13 protein-coding genes are annotated in these 25,732 nt (G+C 42.6%); 2 read left to right on the top strand and 11 right to left on the bottom strand.

The window, feature by feature from the left end:
* Nucleotides 1–44 precede the first annotated feature (44 nt).
* From OCV11_RS24835 to OCV11_RS24870, 8 genes are all read right to left on the bottom strand, one after another.
* On the bottom strand, nt 45–2,057 hold the full coding sequence (locus OCV11_RS24835) for a PAS domain-containing protein (protein WP_261897124.1): 2,013 nt from the start codon (nt 2,055–2,057) through the stop codon (nt 45–47).
* A 270-nt stretch (nt 2,058–2,327) separates the two neighbouring features.
* Nucleotides 2,328–3,842, bottom strand: a complete 1,515-nt coding sequence (nhaC, locus tag OCV11_RS24840) for a Na+/H+ antiporter NhaC (protein WP_261897125.1) — start codon at nt 3,840–3,842, stop codon at nt 2,328–2,330.
* A 288-nt stretch (nt 3,843–4,130) separates the two neighbouring features.
* Nucleotides 4,131–5,213, bottom strand: a complete 1,083-nt coding sequence (locus OCV11_RS24845) for a hypothetical protein (protein ID WP_261897126.1) — start codon at nt 5,211–5,213, stop codon at nt 4,131–4,133.
* 507 nt (nt 5,214–5,720) lie between these two features.
* Nucleotides 5,721–6,830 carry an SEL1-like repeat protein gene (locus OCV11_RS24850; RefSeq protein ID WP_261897127.1) on the bottom strand — a complete coding sequence of 370 codons (1,110 nt, stop codon included), beginning with the start codon at nt 6,828–6,830 and terminating at the stop codon, nt 5,721–5,723.
* On the bottom strand, nt 6,818–10,738 hold the full coding sequence (locus tag OCV11_RS24855; RefSeq protein WP_261897128.1) for a LysM peptidoglycan-binding domain-containing protein: 3,921 nt from the start codon (nt 10,736–10,738) through the stop codon (nt 6,818–6,820). Before OCV11_RS24855 ends, OCV11_RS24850 begins: the two co-directional genes overlap by 13 nt.
* Before the next feature lie 2 nt (nt 10,739–10,740).
* Nucleotides 10,741–11,289 (bottom strand): DUF4123 domain-containing protein, encoded by a 549-nt coding sequence (locus OCV11_RS24860; protein ID WP_261897129.1) that lies wholly within the window; start codon nt 11,287–11,289, stop codon nt 10,741–10,743.
* Nucleotides 11,286–13,445 carry a type VI secretion system Vgr family protein gene (locus tag OCV11_RS24865; RefSeq protein ID WP_261897130.1) on the bottom strand — a complete coding sequence of 720 codons (2,160 nt, stop codon included), beginning with the start codon at nt 13,443–13,445 and terminating at the stop codon, nt 11,286–11,288. The genes OCV11_RS24860 and OCV11_RS24865 overlap by 4 nt, the downstream gene beginning before the upstream one ends.
* Nucleotides 13,446–13,570: 125 nt before the next feature.
* The gene (locus tag OCV11_RS24870; protein ID WP_261897131.1) at nt 13,571–14,089 is read right to left on the bottom strand and encodes an Hcp family type VI secretion system effector; all 519 of its coding nucleotides are present in this window, start codon (nt 14,087–14,089) and stop codon (nt 13,571–13,573) included.
* 379 nt (nt 14,090–14,468) lie between these two features.
* Here OCV11_RS24870 and OCV11_RS24875 point away from each other — a divergent pair, with 379 nt between their 5' ends.
* Entirely contained in the window at nt 14,469–15,050 is a 582-nt protein-coding gene (locus OCV11_RS24875) for a DJ-1/PfpI family protein (protein ID WP_261897132.1), read from the top strand.
* Nucleotides 15,051–15,170: 120 nt separating this feature from the next.
* Here OCV11_RS24875 and glgB read toward each other — a convergent pair whose 3' ends face one another.
* The 3 genes from glgB to OCV11_RS24890 all read right to left on the bottom strand — a co-directional run bounded on the left by glgB (nt 15,171) and on the right by OCV11_RS24890 (nt 22,372).
* On the bottom strand, nt 15,171–17,357 hold the full coding sequence (glgB, locus tag OCV11_RS24880; protein ID WP_261897133.1) for a 1,4-alpha-glucan branching protein GlgB: 2,187 nt from the start codon (nt 17,355–17,357) through the stop codon (nt 15,171–15,173).
* A gap of 261 nt (nt 17,358–17,618) precedes the next feature.
* The gene (gene malQ / locus OCV11_RS24885) at nt 17,619–19,802 is read right to left on the bottom strand and encodes a 4-alpha-glucanotransferase (protein ID WP_261897134.1); all 2,184 of its coding nucleotides are present in this window, start codon (nt 19,800–19,802) and stop codon (nt 17,619–17,621) included.
* 116 nt (nt 19,803–19,918) lie between these two features.
* Nucleotides 19,919–22,372: a glycogen/starch/alpha-glucan phosphorylase gene (locus OCV11_RS24890; RefSeq protein WP_261897135.1), complete on the bottom strand. Its 2,454-nt coding sequence runs from the start codon at nt 22,370–22,372 to the stop codon at nt 19,919–19,921.
* 540 nt (nt 22,373–22,912) lie between these two features.
* Here OCV11_RS24890 and malT point away from each other — a divergent pair.
* Nucleotides 22,913–25,696 (top strand): HTH-type transcriptional regulator MalT, encoded by a 2,784-nt coding sequence (gene malT, locus OCV11_RS24895; RefSeq protein WP_261897136.1) that lies wholly within the window; start codon nt 22,913–22,915, stop codon nt 25,694–25,696.
* Nucleotides 25,697–25,732 lie beyond the last annotated feature (36 nt).

Consider the following 25,732-nt stretch of genomic DNA (forward strand, 5'->3'; position numbering starts at 1 on the left):
CACTAAACAACCAACTGCAAATGGGCCAATCACTTGGCCCATGTTTAATTGATCCGGTCAGAAACACTAAATTGAATGATGAATTGAGCGCCTTGCCCCTCAGTACTGTGGCAAACAATGGAGCCACCGAGCACATTAGTAATAATATTGTAAACAATGTTCAAACCTAATCCCGTACCGCCCGTTCCCCGTTTGGTCGTAAAGAAGGGATCAAAGATCTTAGGCACATGTTCTTTACTAATTCCCTTTCCATCATCCTGATAATCAATACGAAACTCTGTCTTAGTTACCTCTGTAATCACCATCTTAATCTGACCAGATTGACGGTCAGAAAATCCATGAGTAACAGAATTGACGATTAAATTTGTCAACACTTGAGACAACAGACCCGGGTTCGTCAAGATAATAAAATCGTCAGGGCATTCAATCGTGACTTGCGCATTGGATTTACGCAGGACCGACGCAAGGCTAAACACCACTTCCTCGAAATAATGTTTGAGATTCACTTGGCGATCTTCTTCACTGGTTTGGTCCACAGCCACTTGCTTAAAGCTTCTCACAAGATGCGCGGTACGCTCTAAGTTCTTATGAACAATATTCGAGATTTCTCGCGCATCGTTAATAAACTCTTCAAAATCGGCTTCCGTTAAACTGCCATCTTGATAACGTTTATTGAGAACATTGCACTGATCGATCCATTGAGTGACGCCTGTCAAACCAATTCCCACGGGGGTGTTAATCTCATGTGCAACCCCTGCGACCAAAGAACCAAGACTCGCCATTTTCTCCGACTCGACTAACTTTGCCTGTGTCTCTTTTAAATTATCAATGCTTTTTTCCAAGTTGTCGTTAGAGGCTTTCAACTCAATATTCCTTTCAAAAACCTCAATTTCCAATTTGCGCTTCTCAGAGATGTCTCGTGTTATTCCATAGAGCACATCAGAATCTTTGATCGTCACTTTAGTAAGAATCACTTCTCCCCAAAAATCCGTACCATCTTGCCTCCGATGTAGCCATTCAAATCGTGTTGAGCCTTGGATAAAAGCGTCTGACATGCGCTTTTCCGCCGCCGTCACAGAAGGCTCCCCCCCCTCACCTTGAAACTCAGATGACACTTCTAAAGGGTTTAGACCAATCACCTCTTCTTTTTTCGAAAAGCCAAACAGCGTTAAAAAAGAGTCATTACAATCAGAAAAAACACCATCAGCAATGATACTTAAGCCATCTTTTGACTTGTTAAATAGGGTTTCAAGAGTCGATTTTTGCTCAGCGATTTCAAGCTGTAATGCTTTTTTCTCGGAAATATCTCGGGTAATGGCATACAACACTTCCGTGTCTTTAATCGTGATTTTGAACAAGATGATCTCACACCAAAACTCAGTGCCATCGAACTTTTTATGTACCCATTCAAAACGAATCGTCCCTTGGGTAAAAGCTGTATTGATGATCTCAACGGCTTTTTCAGCCGAGAGGCGTCCGTCAGGCTGATATTTGGGCGATAAATCAATAGGAGTGATACCAACAATCTCTGTTTTACGACTCGCTCCAAACAGGCTAACAAACGCTTTATTACAGTCAAAATAGCGCTCAGTGGTCAGCAAACATAAACCATCTTCTGATTCATTAAATAACGTTTCAAATGTCTCTTTTTGCACTTGAGTTTCCAGTTCAAGCGTTTTCTTCTCGGTGATATCTCGCCAATTAGTGTGTAAAACCACTTCATTGTTAAGCACCATTTTCGTGATAATCACTTCAGCCCAAAACTCATTACCGTTCAGTTTTTTATGCACCCACTCAAACCGTACACTGCCTGTATCTAGGCACTGTTTGATCATTTCCATCCCTTTTTCATCAGATCGTCTACCATCAGGCTGTAACTCTGGAGAAAAATCGAATGGGGTAAAACCGACGAACTGCTCTCGCGTCGATGCTCCAACAATATCGAGCATCGACTGATTACAGTCGACGAACATATCATCTTTAAGAATCGCAAGACCATCTTTTGAATCTCTAAAAACCGTTTCAAAACCATTCTCATGGGCAAACATATCATTCATGCTGCTAGGACCTATTTACATGATGTTTTCGACGTCATAGTTAAGGGATAAATGGCATAAGGGGTAACATTCCCTATTACCAAAACTAGCAAATGCGCAGGAAAGTGCCAGAACAACGAGAAGTTACGGCTTAATAAAAATGCAGCCCCGCTCTAAAACTTAGAGCGGGGCTAGAAAGGTTGATGTGTTCAAGAACACTATTTACGCGATGGCAAGTCGATATGTTTCACGCACATCACCGATATAAAATGCATTACGTCCAACACATCATCATGCATGACTGATAGAGTTAGCCAAGTGAGAGGTTTGGCTCTGTGGGAGCGTCATTATCAGTTCGTTATTCGTATGCCACTGTAACTTCTCCTCTTCTGTCGCTTTAGGGCAAAACTTACCAAAATACGCATAGATAATGCCCAGTAGTGGCGACATCCAACAGGCAATCGCACAAACAATATAAAGTAGGTTCTCAGTATGTCCCTGTGCGATCCCCAGACCTAAAGACTGAATCACTAAGGCACCACCTGCGTTCCAAGGAATAAGCGGCGATAACAATGTTCCCCCCTCTTCTACAGAGCGAGATAAGCACAAGGTGGAATACCCCATGCCTCGATATGCTTGGCTGTACATTCTGCCCGGCAACGCAATCGACAAGTAGGGATCGCCCGCCACCAAATTCGTACCAGCAGCGGTTAACGTCGAAGCGACTTGCAAACCAAAAATAGTGCGGACTCGGCTCATAATACTCAGTACGATCGTTTCTAAGCAGCGTGTTTGCTCAAGTACACCTCCGAGCGCGAGAGCAATCAGCACCAAAGTTAAGATCCACGCCATAGATTGAATGCCGCCACGATTAAGCAAGGCATCCGCGTTACTATTGCCTGTTTCAATACTAAATCCACTTTGTAAGTAACCAAGCGCCTCATGAATCGAGACACCTTGAACGTACATGGCAATAGCAGAACTACACAACACGCTGACCATCAAACTAGGAATAGCTGGCATCTTGAGTATTGCTAACGCAAACACCACAACAGCAGGCATCAAGACAACCCAGTTGAACGTAAAGTGTTGCTGCAGCGCATCGCTCATGGCTTGAATTTTAATCGGATCCACTTGTGTCGCGTCGATCATGGTAAAACCGACAAAAACATAAACTAAAAAGGCAATAAATAGTGCAGGAACGGTCGTGGGCAACATATTGCGAATATGCGCGAAAAGATGTGTCCCTGTGACCGCGGGAGCAAGATTGGTCGTATCCGAAAGGGGTGACATTTTATCACCGAAAAAAGCGCCAGAGACAACCGCTCCAGCAGTCCAGTACATCGGAATACCAAAACCGTCCCCCACGCCCATCAATGCCAACCCTACAGTTGCCGTTGTGGTCCATGATGTCCCTAAAGAGACGGAAATGATCGAGCACAGCAGCATTGCCGCCGCGAGGAAGGTTTGTGGTGTGAGTATCTGAAATCCATAATAAATCATCATAGGAACGGTGCCACTGGCAATCCAACTGCCGATGATCATGCCTATAATTAACATGATAAGGATGGCCGATGTCGCCACTTGAATCACATGGAATAAACCTTTTTCCATCGATTTCCAGCGATAACCTCGACACCAAGCGATAACACAAGTCACCACAATACCGATGGCTAGTGGTGTGTGCGGCGTAAAGTCATCAAAATAAAAGAGTTGTATACTAAGCATTCCGATCGTTAATGCGATCGGCAATATAGCTAAGAATAATCTTGGCCTAGCTATTTGACCTTGAACGTGTGCAGACATGCAGCCTCCTTGCATTAAGCATCTGATACGCAACGCTGCCCAAATCCCGCCACAGGAATTTATCGGTCATGACTTACGTCATCACTATGCAACGTCATCAGAGTTAGCCTACGCCTCGCGGGAAAGCATCTTGTTTCTCAAAACGCTATGTAATGTCCTCATGACGACAAGATGATTCGAGAGAAAAGATCCATCATCTAAATGCGCTAGCAATAAAAAACCCGATCAATCACCATAATTGATCGGGTTTAAAAGAGAATATGTTCATCGAAGAATCAGAAACAGTGTCTACTTTGGTTTGTAACGGTATTTTTCACGAATGTCGCCGACATTGAAGATGGTATCTCCCATCGCGTAATCATTTTGCTCAAGCATGCGGTTGTAGTAGCACAACTCTTCGCTGGGTTTGGCCCATTCACTTTCGGGGAGAGGTTTGCTCCATTCGGCAATTTCGGGATATTTGACCGCTCGATTCATCATGGATTTTTGTTCCCACTTGATGCGAAGCACGCCGAGATAAGTGCCGTTTAGAATCCACCATACCTTGGTACTGAGAGGAAAGTCCTTTTTATCAATGTTTTTGCTTTGACAATATTCCTCAATCAAACCATCGAGAGTATAAGGCCTTGGATTACCGATTTTTTTATAACCGTTAGGTTCTTCCATAAAGCAACGGATCATTTCCCACATACCCGCAGCATGAAGCTCACTAATCGCACTAAAGCTCATCCCCGACCACATTTGCTCTTCGTTTTCCTCATCACTTACACCAATTAAGAGGCCAGATGATGTCGCCACGCCTGCTGTCGATAGAAAAGTCTGCCCGCCCACTAATGCACACACCCGCTCCCAAGGGAAAAAACGATACTCCGTCGACTTAGTCTCTTTATTCCAAATGCTAAATATCACTTCTCGACGTTGTCGATTAAAACGAATTGGTAAGATCCTTCTAGACATGATGTGAAAACTAAATATGTTGTAGAGGCTGATTGATGTAAAGACTGTAAATGGGCCAAAACAGATTAGAATAGCCCCAATAAAGTCGTATAGACTAAATTTTCTCTCATAATCCCCATTAATAAATTCAGTATGCATTGAGGAATCAATCATACCCGACAATCCGCCGATTAAGTAAAGAGGGAGTAAACAGCAAACAAGAGCGGCAAAAATAAAAAGAAAATAATTCAATTGAGTATGGAATATAATACCTGATGTTCCTCCAATCTCAAGAGTAACATCATCCTTATTCAAAATAACATCTTCATTACTATAAAGTGGGACATTAGTTTTTACAGGTATAGGACTTAAAAATAGGCTACCCTTAACATATTTGTTCTTTTTCTGTCCTGCGAAAAACAATGTGTTAGTCATTTTTAATCCTTATTACCAATAATTAACTCGTTTAAAAAGTTTCTCATTATTCGTAAGTCAACTGATTGTTTATCATCTTTATCTAACTTATAAATAGCATTTTTCCACACCGTCACGCACAAACTAATGATACGCTTCTCATGCCTTAGATTACATTTAAGAGTATAAAATCTATTAATATTAAGTAGCCGTGTATTCTTTTTGTTAGATTGTTATCCGAGGTTTTCTATTAGATAAAACGTTTTAATTTCGGCATATTAGGAATGAATGAGCTAAACGCCCGAGAACTACTTCATATAAATCACGGGCATTGCCTATATAGATGACGTTATACAAGGCACAGCATAATCTATTTTCAATGATCGACTAGTTTTTCCCTACCTACGCCAATTTCTGTGCTTGAGATGCAAATAGCCCATAATTAGTAGACAGGAAAAGTGCAGGAATACCCCCTTAATTTCCTGCTAACCTGATAACTATTTAATAAACTCTTATCTATATTTTTAATTATGGCTCATAATAAAACTCATCAATATAAATTATTGGTTTCATTTCGTTAGCTAGCTTTACTGCTTCATTCTTTATACTAGACTCTTCCTCACTTGATATCTTAGCTAAACTATTTCCTTCTAACATTGAATTATAATAATCAACGGAATCATCGATATCGCCAATATCAGTCACATAAAATGGTCCTTGAAGTGATTTGGAATTTTTAATAATTTCACGAACACAGTCAGATAAAATAATATTCTTAATGTACTTTCTTTCTTGATTATTTTCATACAACTTATCATTTATACTAAGCATAGATATCCAAACACCACCAGATACATTTAAATACTCTAAACTAGAACGATAGAAAGAATAATCTAACATGTCAAACTCAAGATTAGCATTCATTAATCTAGCCACTGGAGGATAATAATTTCTTATCATAAGATCATACAATGATTTTCGTATATCTAACGTCAAACTTGTATTATAGGAAATATATTTATATAAAGGGTAGAAATAACTATCATCTGCATTTCTCAATGCCAAGTCTAATGTATCTATATAACGAGCCCCATTTAATATGGCTAGATGATACTCGGCTTTAACATCCCCCTCCTTAGCTCTTTTTTCCAAAATAGTCCGCGCGTACTTACCCCATTTTTCGTTACAATAGCCATGAAGATATGAGTCACAATCCTGTGAACTAACATCTAATCTAAGAGCAGCATAAGGATTCCCAAGGAGAGCCGATTCTTTAAACAGCTTCGCCATTTTAGATCCTGAAAATACACTTCCGCCAGAAATAGAAGCCAACCAATACATAGCATCCGGATTTTTTTCTTTCACTAATTTCTCTAATAATGGGATTGCGATATCCCAACGCTTTCTCTGTATCGCTAAAACTGGCTCATACAAAACATCACTTGGCTTATAGGAACTAGAAGCATAATAATCGACTGTCTTGTTTTTATTATTATCGATAAAATTAAGTATTACGCTTTCGTCACTTTTAAAAGGTTCTTTTTTCTTTTCACTTTTACAACCAGCCAAAGATATCATGGTACATGTTATTGTTATGATGAGAACGAACCATCTTTTTTTTCTATTTAAATAAGCCATTTTTTATTTATCCATTTTTCATTTTTAATTTTATCTAATAGTTCACACCTAGATAACTTGTCTTCATCAGTATCTCTAGAAGATTCCTTGCCAATTACTATCACTTCATTGTAATTTATTTTACTCTCTAGGTTATATCCACTAAAAATGAAATCAATAAAATTACAATCGCCTTTATAATATAAGTCTATATTTTTAGAAAGAGTACCACATACTGTATTATATTTTAAACGCAAATCTCTAAGATCACCTGCAAGATAATCTCGAATATCCAACATGTTTTTCTTTAAAGCAGGATTAATAATAATGGAAGATTTCAGATAATCAATGGCATATTTTTCAATTTTATTTAACATAGCTACAACTCTAGATATTTTTATCCAGCCTTTGTATATATTATACCATCTTACATAAGTAATATTACTAAGGTTACCATCCCCACCAATCAGACTCATCGTGATTTCATACTGCTGATAGGTGTTTATTTCATCTTGTCCTGATTTATCTTTGATCCATCCTAATACTTTCACTATTGCGTCGAGCTTCTCAACTAATCGTTTCGCATTTTCAATGGTTAATGCAGAAAGACCATCCACATCAGACAAACAATCCAATAACTTAGCTAACACCTCTGGTGATAGCTGCTGCACCCACATTTGCGTACTTTTTTGATTCTCTTTATCGATGATATTGCTTGCTAACATCGGACCATAGTCTTCCTTCAAATTTTCATAAGTCATATGATCCAAAAACTTAACGGGCAATAATAAAACCTCTCCAACACTCAAGCCCAAAAACAGCGCACTGGTTAATAGGTTATTTAAGTCTTTAAGTTGTGGGGTATTTTTATTCACTAAGGTACTGTTATACTCACCGACACTACTTAGTGATTCAAATCCATTTTGGTAGTAAACATTTAGAATGTGTTTAAAAAGCCTATCAATGCTCAGATAATCTAATTCGATTGCTATCTTTCCTGATGCGCCAGGCCCGGTAACCCATGTAGCAGCAACGATCATATAAATCGCACCATTGTGAAGTGTTATACGAAACTCAGCAGATAATCCAGCTCCATAGCTTACCGCTGCTTGAGCGGACAACTTACCCAAGCGCATGATTTTATCCTTAATCTCATATCCATTGAAACTCACTTGAGGAGGCTGCCAATATATCTCTCCCTCAATCATTCCTCCAGTTTCAACACCAGCAAACATATCAACTTTAAAGTCGGCATCCACTGCTACTAGATTTGTATTTTTGCTACTATTAGGCACATTGATACGGGTTCTTTCGTATTTTTTGAATTTGGGTTCAGCCCCATCTTCCGAAACATAATCACTTTCAGAATAGGCACTACCTCTCACGCCAATTTTGCCATCCGCTGTATCAGCAAAACCAAACTGAACATTCCTTGATACAGCAATACTTGCAGCTGCAGTTGCGTAAATTACTGCAGATAGATGAAAGAAAAAGTAACCTAACGAATACTTCTCAGGCTTATTACTGTCTGTTGTATTGTAATATAGAGAAAACTCTTGTCCGTTATTGTCTGTATTACTTTGTTTATATTTTTGTATAGGATACCAAGCATCAAATCGCATTTGACTATGAAAGAGATCAAATGACATGTTCATTTGACCAGAAAATTCCATATTACTATTCGGTTCAAAACTTTTAAATTTGCTCAGCGGAACATTTAAATTTTCTTGAGAACTGGCCGTAAAACGCAGTAGCTGTGCTGATGCATCAACAACATATTGAGAATCAATTTTATTAGGACCTAGCCCATCTTCCCAATGGTAGTTATTCGACCAAAAAGCACTATCAACAATTTCTTTTTTATTAGTAAGGTTATACGGATTTAATAAAAACTTACCACCAATAACATTTTCTTTCATCGATTTTAAGGAAGCGCTTGAAAAGTCTGACTTTATTACCTTAATGGCACTTGTTAGATTTGTTAATGCTTGCTTACCTTTTAATGATGAATTACCCGATAACTTACTAACTACTGAAACATTTTTTGTAATTTCTTTTACATGCCCTTTTGCACTAATTAAATCAGTATCACTTTCTGGTAAATACCAACCTGGACCACGAACCCAACCTAATGTTCCTTCTGACATTAGGACACATTCGATGACTCTTATAAAATCATTACCTTTTTTAATCGCAGACTCTTGCTTTTTCTTTGCTATATAATCTGAATCATCCCAAATAACAACAAATGATCTTTTGGGTTCAATGAAATCATTCAAAAATTTTATATTCTGATTTTTATTAGCTCGTTCCTCAGCTAGTTTCTTTATTCTTTTAATTCTCTCTTGGGCAATCTTTTTCACCCAAAGTAAACCAGAAAATATCTTAGGTAGTGGAAACTTCCCATTATTAGAATTTTTATTTGAATTGTCTCCTAGCAAGCTTTTAATATCAGAATTCCATTTAATAAATGTAGCATCAATAACCTTAATTAAGGCTATTGAAGGATAATAGGCCCATTTATCTGCACCAGTTTCCTGTAGCATCCGATCTAAAGCATCTTCATCCGTAAGAGTAATACGACCACTAAGATCTCGTTTACTTATTTTGGAGAAATCCACGCTGATATCATTAAAGAGTTTATCAATTAGACTCTCAGCTTCTGCAATTTCTATCGGTAATCCAGACCCTTTTGCCCCCTCTTCTCGCCAATCATCAAATTCCTGCCTGAAAGTTTTAGGTCCTCGAAGATCATCGTTACTACCTTCTAATTCATCATAGGTTAAGCATTGTTCTTTTATTACAAAACCATGAGTATTTAGTGACTTTAACTTTTCTTTAAACTCTTTATCCCGATTATCTGGTAGCGAAGTGAATATTAGATCATTAAAATCTTTAATTTTTCTATCCGCTTCACGATGGGAAGACAATGATATTGCATCATCAGTAAAAGATTCAAAGTAAATTTTATTATTAATTTTACTTTGAATTATGTATTTAAATAAAGACTCAATTTCTTTTTCAGTATTACTGGTGTAATACTTTCTATCCTTATCATATACGTAATAAGAACCATCATCTGTCTCTATTCTTGCAGCATTCTTTTGTGCTTTATCTTCAAAAGATTTTATTTTTCTTTCTAAGTCATTAATTAACTTATCTTTTATTCTCTGTCTTGCTTTTTCTTTATTTTTTTCAAGTTTCGCCGTTTTTTTTACGTGTTCGATTGCAGAAGAGCCACCATACGCTAATCCCCAATAACTAGGATTATTCGTTAATTCAATTTGTAGCTCATACTTTTCTAGTTGTTCATGATATAGAAATGCAAAATCATCTTGACTTAGCTCTTGTTCAGACAAGTTCTCTAAGAAACCATCTTTTTTTTGATAAGCTCCTGATTGTATTGTCTTTAATGCAATAACAAGGTAATCATATCGATCCCGTTCGTTACTATCTAAAAATCTACCATGTGGAGAAGTATAAAAGTTCGCAAATACTCCTAAATCATTAAGATCTTGAAGCGTTTTCTCACTGTCATTTGGATGTATCGCACTAACAAGAGTTTTCTGTTCCTGCAATATGGCTGTTTGAGCGGCTTTGGTTATTGCGTAGTAGCTTTTTTTCCCTGTTTTAGGATGTGCTGGAACATAGAGAATATCAACATAGTCAGGAGAAGAACTACACAGATCATTCCCTGAGGCACAGTCAGATGGAGGGCTAGGAAGGTCCGTGGTCGCACCATCTTTTATTGGCTGATTTGGACTACCGCCAGGAACATTAATCTCATTTCCTGTATAAATTAAATCGATATTTTTAATTTGCTCAGAATTAAGTTCTTTTAACTCGTCAACGGTAACATTAAATTTCTGTGCTAATAATGAAAGGCAGTCACCTTTCTCAATAGTATACTTCTTATATTCACTAGCCATAATTATATTAATTCCTTACCAAAGTTTGACGTTAATTTATAAGGTAATTTTATTTTTTTGTTTATATTATTTTCTTTTCGTTTTATTGTTTTAACAATCAGGTTACTATCTATCCAGCTTAGGGCATCAAACGGTCCCAATATCGTATTAACATCCTCATCACTAATGCCACTCTCAACAATTTCCCAAGTAGGTTCAGCATAAAACCGAAAAAACAGTGGTGCATCATCAATAATGACATAGTGCAGAGCTTGGAAATGTTGAATTAAGACCTCTTCTTCACAGCTATGACGTACCGAGAATAGGACACAACTTGTTCTGAAATCAGAATTTTGCTGTAACAACGTCTCAAACTCTCTTACCGCTGTATACTTAATCGCAACGGGACCAATCTCATTTAAATGTTCAAAAGGAGTACCTTTAAACAATTGAACAACTTCCACATTAGGAATGTGTAGATAGGCCAATTTTTCTATATCTGGCACTCTTACCTTATCAACAACCAACCATTGCTGACCTTGAGCTGTTTTCATTTGACTAAATAAGCTCATGCATCCTCCTCAGAATGAATACATTTGCAATCAGTACGTAAACAGCTCCCATCAGCCTGTTTTTGACACATTTTTGCCAATGGTACATTAGCAGCTGAAATTTGTTCTAGGGCTTCAACACTAATTAATGCGGGATTCGCTAGCGTATAGAGTTTTGGATCGGCAGGTGTTAATGCCACCACACTCTCCGCCTCGGTGGCTACCAGTGCCACCGCTTCTGCGATTGACGTAGGTAGTTTGGCGGTTAATCCTGCGTAGCCTGACCCTGCGCCCGCGCTACCGCCGGAGTTCAGATTAATTGCTGACCCCACAACGGTGACGCCGGAGGCGTCTAATTTGATAAAACTGCCTGATGCCGAGATGGTAAGTTCATCACCACCGTCGAGTACTATTTTGTTGCCCGCTTTTAGATGCACTTCACTACCAGAGTCGATGATGGTCTTATCGCCCACCTTCTGCTGTATTGAGCCATCGGCATAAATACTGTTATTTTTAGTGATGTTAGTGCGTGATTCGCCTTTGATCGTCAGGTGTTGGTTATTTTTGACCTTAGTAATGACATCGTTGTCGACGGTGAGATGTTTGTCATGGTTGATGACTTGGCTATGGTCGTTTTCTACCAAAGCTTCGTAGTCTTTCTGCGCATGAACAAAAATCTTCTCACTACCTGATTGGTCTTCAAAACTCACTTCGTTGTAACCTTCCCCTTGGTGGGTTTCGGTGCGCAATACGGTTTTAGTTTTGTTGTCAGGTAGTGTGTATGGATGCGTATTGGTGGCATGATAGGTTCTGCCAGTAATGATTGGCTGGTCTGGGTCACCATTAAGGAATGACACAATCACTTCATGACCAATACGAGGGATCGCCAGCGTGCCATATTGTGGGCCAGCCCAACCTTGCGACACTCGCACCCAACACGAACTCTGCTCGTTTGCATTGGAATAGCGGTCCCATGGAAAGTGCACTTTTACCCGGCCAAATTCATCACAGAAGATCTCTTCCCCTTCTGGCCCCACGACAAACGCCATCATCGGGCCATCCACTTGGGGTTTTGGCTGCGGTGTCGCGCGCCATGTAAACGTCGATGGAATCGCTTTAAATTGGTTCACATAAGTAGTTGAGCCGCTACCGCCCTCTTCTTCCACTGCTTGCGGCTGTTTGCCTTGATGCTGAATCAGCACAGTGACATAACTTTGATTCATCGCCTCGTTAAGGTGGTCTGAGAGAGTAAATAGATACCCAGCACGCATCAGTTGCTGATTACTCTTACCAATCACTATTTGAGCGTTGCGGCGCAGGTACTCTTGGCGAATTTGGGTAAATGCTTTCCCACTTACATCATCTTTAAAACGTCCTGGCGCATCAAAGTGTTCATAATCGGCCAGTTGGTAATCCATTGAGATGCCTTGAGCACTTTGAGCAAAGGAATACGCCGGCTTTTTGAAGCTGTAATCCTGCATGGCCGTGGTGGCGACTTCGCTTTGGGTGTGCGCGGCAAATTGCCAAATATAAGGCGTGTCATTAACACCACCAGCTAGCGTGTTGTAAGGAATGGCATCGGTAATAGACGGTAAACTTGACGTTGCATCGGTAAACAATACGGTATGTTTGCCCTCTTCATGGACAAAGCTATACACCAGCCCCTCTTCAGCAGCGAGACGGTGGAGAAATGCGAGATCCGTTTCTCGGTATTGCACACAAAACTCACGTTGAGCGCATTCACGCTGCACATCAAACGCATAGTCGGTGATGTTCATTTCTTGCAGCAAGGTAGAAATGATTTCAGGAACGGTTTTTAGTTGGAACAGGCGGCTATTTTGGCGCAGAGATAATCGCTCCAGCGCTGGGACTAAGGTAATTTCGTAAAAGGTGTAGTTATGGCCAATATCGCCTTGGCTGAATTTACGCACCACACCGTTGATGCGCTGTACCAACACATCGTCACGGTACATGGTTAACTCAGCGACATGATCAACAACCAAATCGGGAGTGATGTCTGACTTGCGGCTCGCCAATTCCACACGGTATTGAAAGCCGTAGCAAGGTTTGCCCTTAAACATACTGTCCGATAACGACTCTTGTCCTTCGAAACCACGAACAACCAGAGTGTCGTCCTCTAACCCATTAATTGTTATTGAATAACCTAGCCTAGCCATCCTGTTTTCCTTTATTTTTATAAACAGTAAAACCTTAAGCGCAAAACACCACTACGATGCCCTGTGCTTAAGGTTCAAATGTCGCCCACTCTTTGAGTGGGCGATAGGTCGATTCGCGCAGTAAATTACGCTTCGACAGGCTTACGCCAGTCGTCAGAACCTGAAGTACCAGCATTAACGTGATCCCAAGTGATCTTACGGTAAGTTAATGAAACAGTAAGATTTTGAGTGAAATCAGATTTTGCTGGATCTTGGCAGTGTGGCATTTCACATTGAATGTCCACGATTGACGCGTTTTCTAGAGTCGTAGTGAAGAAGTTCTCTTGTTTACCTTCAACTGAAGTGCGGTACCATTTCAGCGTAACAGAAGACATTTTTTCGCCAGAAGCTAGCGCGTTGTACAGTAGTGGAACAGCTTTGTTTAAAGACACTGTGAATTTAAATGGCTTATGAACACGCTGACCAGAAGGCTGACCAGATTGAGGATCGGTTGGTACGGTAACGATGTGGTCGAATTGCTGAACTAGCATTTCGTCTTCATGACCTTCAACAAATGAGTCACCGATAGAATCTGCTGTGCACGCACCAGCAGTAATAAGACCCTGAGTTTGACCTTCGATAGAGATATAACATGGAGTTGGCATTGCAAATTCCTTTCTAAAAACATGTGTGATGCGCTCAGCGCGTTGTCGTAAAAGAAAGAGCAAGGTCGATGCCAAGATAACAGGTCATACAAATCATATAGTTATAATTACTTAGCCATTATTAAAGCAATAAGCTGCCTATGTTCGAGCAAGATCTTGCTTGCTGGGCAAAGATCGTTCAACGAGGGAAAAGCGATTCTGTGATCCTGCTTCAAACGGCCATTTTCCCGCTTTCATCTTAATGTTTTCGCCATATCACACCTTAGATTTGGCGAGTTCTTCAATGCTGTTTGGCCACTAAAGTGATTCAATAACCTGTATTACTCATTAATCGTGTATCCATAAACTTTAAGATAATTTGGATATAGGAGGTTCATAGATGACTTCGCGCGTTGCCCTACTGCTTGCCCCTGGCTTTGAGGAAGCAGAAGCTTTTATGGCGTTAGACGTATTAGAACGCCTTAGTATCTCGGTGACTAAAATTGCCTGCCACACCGAAAACACCGTCACCAGCTACCACAATATCAATGTGCTCATCGATGATCTGCTTAGCGAAAAAATGGATGTTCTGTTTGATGCCGTGGTGATTCCAGGCGGACCGCAAGGCACCGATAACCTCACGGCCAATGCGGATGTGATAGAGTTTATTCGCCGCCACGACGAAGCTGGAAAATGGATTTGTCCTATCTGCTCGGCAGCAGCAAAAGTGTTAGGTCGCCATGGTTTACTTAAAGGTCGTCGTTACGTTTGTTCCGGAGACCTGTATCAAAACGTCACGGATGGCGTTTATGTGGATGCCCCTGTCGTAGAAGATGGTAATTTGCTGAGTGGTAAAGGATTAGGCTTAGTGTTTGATTTTGCCTTTAACGTCGCACTCAAGCTGACTGGCGATACCGAACAGGTGCGCTTTCATGCCGATCACATTTACCATAAGCTTTCCTTGCTTGGCGATGAAGCATGATGTCACTGAGTTAAATAAGAGATTGTCTGAGATACAGAAAAAGCGCGATTTACAGTATAAATCGCGCTTTTCGTTGTTTGAAACCTAATGACTGAAACGTAAAGTCTAGAACATCAGCGATTAAGCCTGATACTTATAGTACAGAGTGGCTAGCGGTGGTAAACGTAGCAAGAGCGAGTCGGGTAAACCTTCACTCTCTGCTTTTTCAGTTTGTAACTGACTCCGTACCATAAAGTCGCTGCCATCGTAACGGCGATCGTCAGTATTCAATATCAACTTATAGCCACCAGCATTAGGAACGCCCAGTCTAAATCGTTCGTGAGGCACTGGTGTAAAGTTGGTAACAATAAGAATACGCTCCCCGTTTTCACCCATGCGTTCATGAGCAAGCACACTTGCATTAGCCGCATCAGACAGTCGCCATTCAAATCCTCTTGGCTCGTTGTCTAATTGGTAAAGCGCAGGCTCATTGCGATAGATGTGGTTAAGGTCATGCATTAACTTATGAATGCCTTTATGACGGGCAAAATCGAGCAAAAACCATTGCAGCTGGTCGTCATGTTGCCATTCGCTGGTTTGACCAAACTCAGATCCCATGAAGTTCAGTTTTTTGCCAGGTTGACCATACATATAACCAAAGAACGCACGCAAGTTCGCGGTTTGCTGCCACTCATCACCGGGCATTTTGTAGATTAACGATTGCTTGCCATACACCACTTCATCATGAGAAAGAGACAGCACATAATTTTCGCTGTGCGCGTAAATCAGTGGGAAGGTAATCGTATTGTGGTGATATTTACGGTTGATAGGGTCTTCATGCATGTATTCCAAACTATCATGCATCCAGCCCATATTCCATTTAAAACCAAACCCTAAGCCGCCAAGAAATGTCGGAGTAGAAACTCCCGGATAGGCCGTGGATTCTTCTGCAATCGTCATTGCGTTAGGGAAATGACGATACACTTCTTCGTTCATCCATTTGAGCATCGCGATGGCATCGTAGTTTTCACGGCCGCCATCCACGTTAGGAATCCACTGATCGTGGCTGCGTGAATAATCAAGATAGAGCATCGAAGCCACCGCATCGACGCGAATACCATCGATATGGAACTGCTCAAACCAATACAAAGCGTTCGACACTAAGAAACGACGCACATGCTCTTTGCCCATGTCGTAGATGTAAGAGTTCCAATCTTGATGCCAGCCGCGACGCGGATCAGGGTCGTGATAGAGCGGAGTACCATCAAAGTTAGCCAACCCGTGGCTATCCGATGGGAAGTGAGCTGGCACCCAATCAAGTACTACGCCAATGTTGGCCTGATGGCATTTATCGACAAAATATTTGAAATCGTCAGGGTTACCAAAACGACTGGTTGGCGCAAATAGCCCCACAGGCTGATAGCCCCAAGAACCATAAAATGGGTATTCGGCGATCGGCATCAATTCAACATGGGTATAGCCCATCCCCATCAAGTATGGGACGAGTTGATCCGCCAATTCACGATAATTTAAGAAACGATTGTTATCACCACGGCGCCACGACCCTACATGGACTTCATAAAATGAGAGTGGTTGCTTGCGTTTTTCAGTGACTTCTCGCTGCTGCCATTTTTGATCACGCCATTGGTAACGACGGTGATCATAAGTCACGGAAGCAAAGGAAGGATATTGTTCTGCGTAAAAGCCCCACGGGTCGGCGCGATGAGGTAGACCTTCGCCATTGGGGCCTTTAATTTCAAATTTGTATTGGGAGCCTTCCGGAAGCTCAGGAATGAAGATGCCCCATAAGCCGTAATCGAGACGCTGCATGGGCGTTCTGCGGCCATCCCATTCGTTATGCGAACCAATCACGCTGCAAGCAGACGCATTGGGTGCATAAACTAAAAAACGCGTCCCTTTGATCTCTTTACCATCACGTTGAATAGTAACGAACTGTGCGCCCATATGGTGATACATCTTAACGGGCGTATGCAGATCTTCATATTCATCATAGAGTTCATGGTATTGATATGGATCGTCGAGAATTTGCTCCGTACCTGCCCAATCAATGGCTAAACGGTAATGGGTAAAGCGCAAATCGCGATTGGAACGCAAAACAAAGCCACCTAACCACTCAGGCTCTAGCGGGATACGCGGTTCACCTTCGATGACCACTTCCACTCTATCGGCGCCCGGCATCCATACTCGCAGAGCAACTGCCTCATCCGCCACGTAGGGGCCAAGAAAGCCAAACGGATCAGAGAAACTAGCCTGTTCTAACGCGTGATACGCTAGCTGCAACTTTGACGGTTTTTTCATTATATTCAATGTAGAACAACTCCTAATCTAAAACCCTTACCGAATATTTGGCATTGGTCCTACTCTCTTCCATGACTGAAGATTTCCCTTATCCGCAGAAAAATCATCCACAATTCAACACCTAATCGTAGGATAGATTACGCATCCTAAGTCATATTAACGAACTCTTATGCAAGGAAGAGTGACCTAGACTCAACTTCTCTCTTCCATTGAGTCATCTAACGTGTTGCGCACGATAACGTTACTGTATCTATCGTCCGTTTTGAGTCTCTAATTCTTTGACGCACCTCGGCGAGTTTCCGTCAAATGTTGGCTAATGCGATTTATTTCCTCTTTGGCAAACATCTGCTCTAAGTTGAGTGACAACTTGCGTCGCCAGTTAGGGTATTCGCTGACCGTTCCGGGAATATTGACTGGCTGATCCATTTCGAGCCAATCTTCCAATTGGATACTCAATAAGGCAGAAGCTCCCGCTGCCACATGCAGTTGCAACGCTTCACTTAGATAAGAATCCATCGGTACATAAAACGCATCTTTGCCCACACCATCAGGTAAGCGACCATGCCAAGCAACAGAATCCAAAATGCCCTGTTTGCATTTAAGGCGATCATCAAACAACTTCTGTAGCTGCTCTTTATCGGGATAAAGTCCTATCTCGCCACCCAATTTTAAATCCTCACAGTGCCAGAATCCGCGGAGTGTTGGCATATCGTGAGTACACAAGGTAGCCATCGATTGCTCTGGATAATGAACTGGAGAGATATAACCACCATCCGTTTTGGAGGTTTCGAAAAAGAACACCTTGTAAGAATGCACACCTGCATCACGCAATAATTGCGCCATCTCATCAGGTACAGTTCCTAAATCTTCGCCAATCACACTGCATTGCAGGCGGTGAGATTCCAAAGCCAGTATTGCCAGCATCTCTTTGACTGGGTAGTACATATAGGCGCCATTTGTGGCATTTTCACCACGAGGGATCCACCATAAACGTAATAATCCCATTACGTGGTCGATACGCAGTGCACCACAATGTTGCATATTACGGCGCAACAATTGGATGAAAAGCTGGTAGCCCGTGGCGCGCAATTTCTCCGGATTTAAAGGTGGTAAGCCCCAATTTTGCCCAAGAGGCCCCAACACATCTGGCGGAGCACCGACACTTGCACCAAGCACCACGTTGCCATTATCCGACCAAGTTTCTGAACCAGAATCAGCAACGCCAACGGCTAAGTCACGATAGAGACCAACCACCATGCCTTTTTCAATCGCGAGCTGCTGAGCTTCTTTAATTTGCGTGTCGGCAACCCATTGTAAATAGAGATAAAGCTCAACTTGCTCGGCATGCTGCTCTGCATAGGCTTGAACATCGGCATTTTCATAGCGACGATACTCTTCAGGAAAGGCAGGCCAGCCCCAAACGTGCTGCTGTTTAGCACTTAAATCCGCATGTAACGCATCAAACACTGCTTGTTGGCGCAAGCTATTGCCGCCCGCACTCACAAATTCTCTAAACTGCTCTGCTCGATCGCTGTTGGTTTCAATATGGCGACGACGAAATTCTTGATAGAGCAAAGGCAGCACACTCATTTTCAATTGCGCTACTTCAGTGTAATTGACCCAATGGGTTTCTCTGGCCTTTTGCAATCGAGATTGAAACTCGGGGCTACCAACAAATTGTTGCGCTTGAGCACTGAGTGAAAATTCAGGCACCGAGCTGACATCAATATAAAGAATATTTAGCCAACGGCGAGACGATGGACTGTAAGGGCTTGCGGCTTCTGGGTTTGCTGGGAACAGCGAATGTATTGGGTTTAACCCTACAAAATCCCCACCTCGTGAAGCAATATCGGCCACCAGCTGTTTTAAATCACCAAAATCGCCCATCCCCCAGTTATGCTGAGTTTTCAGAGTATAGAGCTGGACACTTGGCCCCCACATTTTCTTGCCTTGTAGCAGAGCTGGCTGCTTATAACACGCACGGGGAGCCACGATGAGGGTGGCACTGTAGGGGGCTTTGCGTCTTTTACGCGTCAAGGTTAATTGGTGATAACCCAAAGGAAGCGAGACCGGTAAACGCAAATAGAGCGTCTCGCTGGTTTCCCGCTCGTCTCGCAACAAGGTTTGCGACACTTCTCCGGAATAAGTCTCGCCCTGTTCTGAGAGCAAATACCACTGAAAATCAGACTCTCGAACACCAACCGCAAGATGCAACCCGATATCGATAGGTTCATCATCATGCAGCACATAAACAGGTTCAAGCACCTCTGGTTTATGATGCTTTTCAACGGAAGCCAGCAGCGCTTCATCGCTGCTGGTATCGTAACCTAAACTGGCGAGCAGTCGCTCAATCACGTCAGGCTGAACATCCGTGTGTATTCCCCATGCACTGATGTAACTATCGGCGATATGCACCTGCTCAGCGGCTTGTTTTAGTACATTTAAGTCAATCATTTATCACCTCGAAGCGCATCCTTACGCTCCATTTATTGCTACTGGTAACTTGGTAACTTGGTAACTTGGTAGCAATCGTCCGTCATCATTGGCACAACTTATCTTTTGCAATGGAACTAGCGTTTTACTGGGGTTAGCTTCCAGATTTGATTCACATAATCACGAATACTACGATCCGAACTGAATTTACCCATCTGCGCCGTATTCATAATCGCTTTTTTCGCCCACCCTGCGGTATCGCGATAATCGGTATCGATACGCTGCTGAGCATCCACATACGAAGCAAAGTCAGCTAGCACTAAATACGGGTCACCACCGTTGAGCAAACTGTCGTAAGTTGCGCGTAGTTTTCCCGGTTCGCCAGGGGTGAATTCCTCACCAAGTAGCAAATCTAACGAAGCCTTGAGCAGTGGATCCGCTTGATAAAAATCATATGGGTTGTAGCCATGTGAACGAAGCTCATGCACTCCATCGATATCTAAACCAAAGATGTAGATATTATCGTCACCGACTTCTTCGCGAATTTCGACGTTCGCCCCATCCATCGTACCGATGGTTAATGCCCCATTGAGCGCTAACTTCATGTTGCCGGTACCTGACGCTTCTTTCCCTGCGGTAGAAATCTGTTCGGAAACATCCGCTGCAGGAATAATGATTTCCGCCATGCTAACGCGGTAATCAGGCACGAATACCACTTTCAATTTGCCATTGATGCTGGCATCGGAATTGATTTTTTCGGCAATCTTGTTGATAGCAAAGATGATCTCTTTTGCTAGGTAATAGCCTGGCGCTGCCTTTGCAGCAAAGAACACCACTCGAGGCTGCATATCGAAAGTAGGATCGGTTTTAAGGCGATGATATAGCGACAAAATATGCAACATATTCAGATGCTGACGCTTATATTCGTGTAGACGTTTAATCTGAACATCGAAAATGGCATTGGTATCGAGGGTGATATTCATGTTCTCTTGCACCCATTTTGCCAAACGCTCTTTGTTTTCCTTCTTCACGGCCATAAAGCGTTTTTGGAACGCAGTGTCGTCAGCGTAATTAGCAATTCGTTGCAATTGAGCAAGATCCGATGGCCATTGGTCACCAATCTTTTCAGAGATCAGATCTGACAAGCCAGGGTTACAATATTTGAGCCAACGACGTGGCGTGATCCCGTTGGTCACGTTCTTCAAACGAGTGGGATAGAGCTCATGGAATTCAGGGAATAGTTGGCGTTTGACCAATTCAGAGTGCAAAGCAGCCACCCCATTGACCGCGTAAGATCCCACCACACATAGGTTTGCCATGCGCACCATGCGATGGAAGCCTTCCTGAATGACGGAAAGTTTTTGTTGCTTTGATACATCACCCGGCCATTTAGCGCTCACTTCAAGTAAGAAACGGCGGTTAATTTCATAGATGATTTCCATATGGCGCGGCAACAAACGTTGAATCAGACCTTCATCCCATGTTTCCAACGCTTCCGGCAATAGCGTGTGGTTGGTGTAAGCAAATGTACGGCTACAAATGCTCCACGCTTTATCCCAAGAGAGCCCTTTTTCATCGATGAAAATACGCATCAATTCAGGGATCGCGATGGTTGGGTGAGTATCGTTTAATTGCACGGTTTCGTGTTCTGGTAACTCTTCAAGAGAGAAACCAGCGTTGGTATGACGGCGTAAAATATCTCGGATCGAAGCGGCACTATGGAAATACTGTTGCATCAAACGCAGTGTTTTACCCTTTTCATGGTTATCATTTGGATACAACACCTTAGTAATGTTATCTGCATCGATAAGAGCATGTTGCGCTTCAAAATAGTTGCCGTTGTTAAAGCTTTCCAATGAGAATGGCGCAATGGCTCGCGCTTCCCACAGACGCAATGGATAGACGGTGTCATTTTCATACCCCACGATAGGTAAATCCCATGGCATTGCCTGAATCAACATGCCAGGTACCCAATGGCGCTTTTCTTCACCGTCAACATAGTTGACTTCAACATGTCCGTAAAAACCGATATCTTGTTTAAATTCTGGACGAGCGACTTCCCAAGGATACCCTTCAATCCCCTGCCAAGCATCGGGGGCTTCTTTTTGCTGACCATTTTCAAACGACTGTTTAAATAGCCCATATTCATAGTGCAAACCGTACCCGACTGTTGGATATTCCAAAGCAGCGCAAGAGTCCATGTAACATGCCGCTAATCGACCCAAACCACCATTACCTAAGGAAGGATCGCGTTCTTCTTCCAACAAATCCGTTAAGTTCTGTCCAAGACCCTCCATGGCTTCGGCAACCGGTTCGTACAAACCTAAACTGATTAGGTTATTACCAGTAAGGCGACCAATCAAAAACTCCAATGATAAATAATTGAGGCTTTTTGCTTTGACGATGCGTTGATCTTGCTCAGTCTCCAGCAAATTAAACATGGTTAATTCGGCCAAAGCTCGTGCCATCGCCAAATACCAAGCGTGCGTTGACGCATGTTCCACCGTTGTTGCGTAAGTTGCGTTGAGGTGGCGTTTAACGTTGTTTTGAAATAGCGCTTTATCAAAGGGGTACTTTTGAGTCGGTTTCATCGAGAAATCTCACTTTTCGGTTTTATCCATCTGAGACATATCGTGCATCTCTTTCAATTAAGACACCTCCTCCTCCCTGTCATACAACGAGGAGGAGATCAGAAGGCGTAGAAATGCCGTACCTGTTTTACTGTGGCGACAAAACGGGTGAGCATACTTACCCACCCTAAATCACCAATGTGTATTTGATAACATTAGCTCTGCTTTTCGTTGCATAGGCAGTTGGAGGGCGTTTTATCTGTACGAAATGCATACTACATCACAAAAATAAGTTATTTTTTGTTCGATTTTCAGCTATTCCTGTACAAGTACTAATCGATTAAGCGCTTCACTCAGTGATTAAAAGTGAGTTACATCACATAAATAGGGCGTAGTTAGCGATTACAAGATGTTGATCGGCATAACGATGATCGACAAGCCATTCGACATGCAATACACATGATCGATGGCAATGATCGTCTTCACGCAAGTATTTGCGATCTCTATGGATAGCGACGTTTGATCCTTATTAGTGATCAAGCGTCATGATGGTGAAAAATCATGTGGATCCCTTCTAAACTGAGTCAACCGGAGCATCAAAATAACACCATAAAACGGCCACGCATTCTGTCGTTATTAACACAAGCGGCTCAATCAAAGTTGGTGCTATTACGCTCTCCTGCAGGTTATGGCAAAACCACTATGGTGTTGGACTGGCTGAGCCAGCAAAAACAGGTAGGTTGGTTCAGTATTGATGAGAGTGACAATGATAGTTACCGATTCGTTAACTACTTAGTCAGAGCCTTAAATAAGGCAACCGATAACAGTTGTTCCAATGCACAAATGCTGGTGGAGCGGCATCAATATGCATCTCTCACTGCCCTATTTGCGACGTTGCTAAGCGAATTGGACTCTTTCCAACAACACGCTTATTTGGTGTTAGATGACTATCATCAGATCCACAATGATGAACTTCACGAAGCGATGCGCTTTTTCTTAAAGCATTTATCGAACCATCTCACCATAGTGATCACTTCCCGTGTGTTGCCGCCACTCGGTACAGCAAACTTGCGGGTAAGAGATCAGATGATCGAAATTGACCACCAGCAATTGGCTTTCGATGTCGATGAAACGCTGCGTTTCATGCAGCAACGTGTAGGACAAACGCTCACCTTAAAACAAGCGCAGCGATTGTGTGACTACATCGAAGGCTGGCCATCGGCTCTGCAATTGGTCGCCTTACAAACCAAACAGATAGCCAGCATCGATCTTTTTAATGCATTAGGCACCAAAGAATTAGGATCGACACATGCCTCTCGAGAAGAGGGGGCAATCCGATCCTTACCCATAGATCACTCCCATTTATGGGACTATTTGATGGAAGAGGTGTTTGCACGTCTCGATCCCCCCACCCAGATCTTTTTGATGCGCAGCTCGGTTATGGAGTATTTCACCGCCAACATGGCATCGACCATTACCGGCTGTCCAGATGCCCTTGGCAAAATTGAATTGCTCGTACGCTCAGGACTCTTTATCTGGCCAATGAACGCCATACCTACTCATCATCAAGGCCGAGAAGAGTGGTTTCGCTTTCATCACCTTTTCGCTGAATTTCTTTGCCATCAACGCAAAGCAAAGATGGCCGATCAAGAATCTCTATTGCATTCACAAGCAACTCAAGCATGGCTCGACGAACATAACCCAAACCTCGCCTTACACCACGCTAGCATTGCTCAAGATGTTGTGCTCCAAACAGATATTTTGAAACATTACGGCTGGGGGATGTTCAACCAAGGCGCATTGGAAGCGCTTGAACACGGCATTAACGCCCTTGATGAAGATACTCTCTATCGCGAACCGACACTCTGTTTAATGCAAGCTTGGCTGGCTCAAAGTCAGCATCGTTACGATGAAGTCGCCAGCTTATTGGAGCAAGCCGATCACCATATGCAGCGATTAGGTGTTCAACCGACAGAGCGTGAACAGGCCGAATTCAATGCCTTAAAGGCGCAAATTGCGATTAACCAAAACCAGCCTGAGCTGGCTCTTTCTCTCGCCGAGCAGGCATTGAGCGTTCTTGATGGCACGATTTACCAAAGCCGCATTGTCGCAACCTCGGTGGTGGGGGAAGTGAATCACGTACTGGGCGATTTGAGTCGCGGTTTATCAATGATGCAGCAAACAGAAAAGCTCGCACGCCAATATCAAGTCTACCCGCAGGCGCTCTGGGCAATGGCGCAACAAAGTGAAATTTTGCTCGCTCAAGGATACTCACAAGCCGCCTACGATATTCAAGATACCGCCCTACTCTTCATTCAAGAACATCAGTTGCAACAGTTACCTTTGCACGAGTTTTTATTGCGTATTCGAGGTCAACTACTCTGGTGCTGGAACCGTCTTGATGAAGCGCAAGAATGTGCCTACAAAGGTCTTGATGTGCTTGGGGATGAAATGAATAGTAAGCACTTACATTGCTATTCATTACTGGCTTTAATTGCCTTAACACGCGGTGAGATGGATAAAGCAGGTCGCTTTATAGATGAAGTTCAACAACGCCTACAAACCTCCACTTACCATGTTGATTGGACGGCTCACGCCTCCTTGGTTCAGTTGCTGTTTTGGCAACACAGTGATGACCTTCAGTCCATTCAGCAGTGGTTGGATAACACTTATCGCCCGGAACACGGTTATAACCATTTTACGCAGTTGCAATGGCGCAACATCACCAGAGCCCAAATGGCTCTCGGTCAGTACAATCAAGCTCAAGAATCGTTGGACTTCATTCAACAAGAAGCGAAGCAGTACCAGCTTACCACTGATCTAAACCGTAATTGGGTAGTTCAGGCTGGCCTAGCTCAACGGCAAAAGAAAAAAGCATTAGCCAATAGAGCGCTAGTGCAAGCGCTGACTCTCACGGTACAAAATGGCATGGTGGGCAATTATCTACTTGATAGCGAAGAACTCGCTCCCGCACTAGAACAAGTGTTACACAGCTCCAAGTTAAGCGATATTGCTCGACATAGAGGCAGCCAGTTACTCAAGAGTATGTTGAATGTGCGAAATAAGCGCTCTATCCACTTTGACGAGGATTTTATACATCAATTGATGAATCGCACTGATACGCCAGAGTTAATCCGCACAAGCCCACTGACGCAGCGAGAATGGCAAGTATTGGGGCTTATCTACTCAGGATTGAGTAATGAGCAAATTGCACAAGAGATGGATGTTGCTGGCACGACGGTTAAAACTCATATTCGCAACCTTTATCAGAAGCTGAATATTGCTAATCGGCGCCAAGCCATTACAACGGCTGAAAAACTGGTAGAAATGATGGGGTATGCCTAACGGCAGCATTGGAATCGCTACCGTTGACACTTTATG

Origin of the sequence: Vibrio porteresiae DSM 19223 (assembly GCF_024347055.1) — a bacterium.
In the GTDB taxonomy this organism is placed as follows: domain Bacteria; phylum Pseudomonadota; class Gammaproteobacteria; order Enterobacterales; family Vibrionaceae; genus Vibrio; species Vibrio porteresiae.

What these genes read in the sequence shown, in the direction of transcription:
- OCV11_RS24835 (WP_261897124.1), bottom strand. Translation starts at nt 2,057, where the DNA reads ATGAATGATATGTTTGCCCATGAGAATGGTTTTGAAACGGTTTTTAGA.
- nhaC (WP_261897125.1), bottom strand. Translation starts at nt 3,842, where the DNA reads ATGTCTGCACACGTTCAAGGTCAAATAGCTAGGCCAAGATTATTCTTA.
- OCV11_RS24845 (WP_261897126.1), bottom strand. Translation starts at nt 5,213, where the DNA reads ATGACTAACACATTGTTTTTCGCAGGACAGAAAAAGAACAAATATGTT.
- OCV11_RS24850 (WP_261897127.1), bottom strand. Translation starts at nt 6,830, where the DNA reads ATGGCTTATTTAAATAGAAAAAAAAGATGGTTCGTTCTCATCATAACA.
- OCV11_RS24855 (WP_261897128.1), bottom strand. Translation starts at nt 10,738, where the DNA reads ATGGCTAGTGAATATAAGAAGTATACTATTGAGAAAGGTGACTGCCTT.
- OCV11_RS24860 (WP_261897129.1), bottom strand. Translation starts at nt 11,289, where the DNA reads ATGAGCTTATTTAGTCAAATGAAAACAGCTCAAGGTCAGCAATGGTTG.
- OCV11_RS24865 (WP_261897130.1), bottom strand. Translation starts at nt 13,445, where the DNA reads ATGGCTAGGCTAGGTTATTCAATAACAATTAATGGGTTAGAGGACGAC.
- OCV11_RS24870 (WP_261897131.1), bottom strand. Translation starts at nt 14,089, where the DNA reads ATGCCAACTCCATGTTATATCTCTATCGAAGGTCAAACTCAGGGTCTT.
- OCV11_RS24875 (WP_261897132.1), top strand. Translation starts at nt 14,469, where the DNA reads ATGACTTCGCGCGTTGCCCTACTGCTTGCCCCTGGCTTTGAGGAAGCA.
- malQ (WP_261897134.1), bottom strand. Translation starts at nt 19,802, where the DNA reads ATGATTGACTTAAATGTACTAAAACAAGCCGCTGAGCAGGTGCATATC.
- OCV11_RS24890 (WP_261897135.1), bottom strand. Translation starts at nt 22,372, where the DNA reads ATGAAACCGACTCAAAAGTACCCCTTTGATAAAGCGCTATTTCAAAAC.
- malT (WP_261897136.1), top strand. Translation starts at nt 22,913, where the DNA reads ATGTGGATCCCTTCTAAACTGAGTCAACCGGAGCATCAAAATAACACC.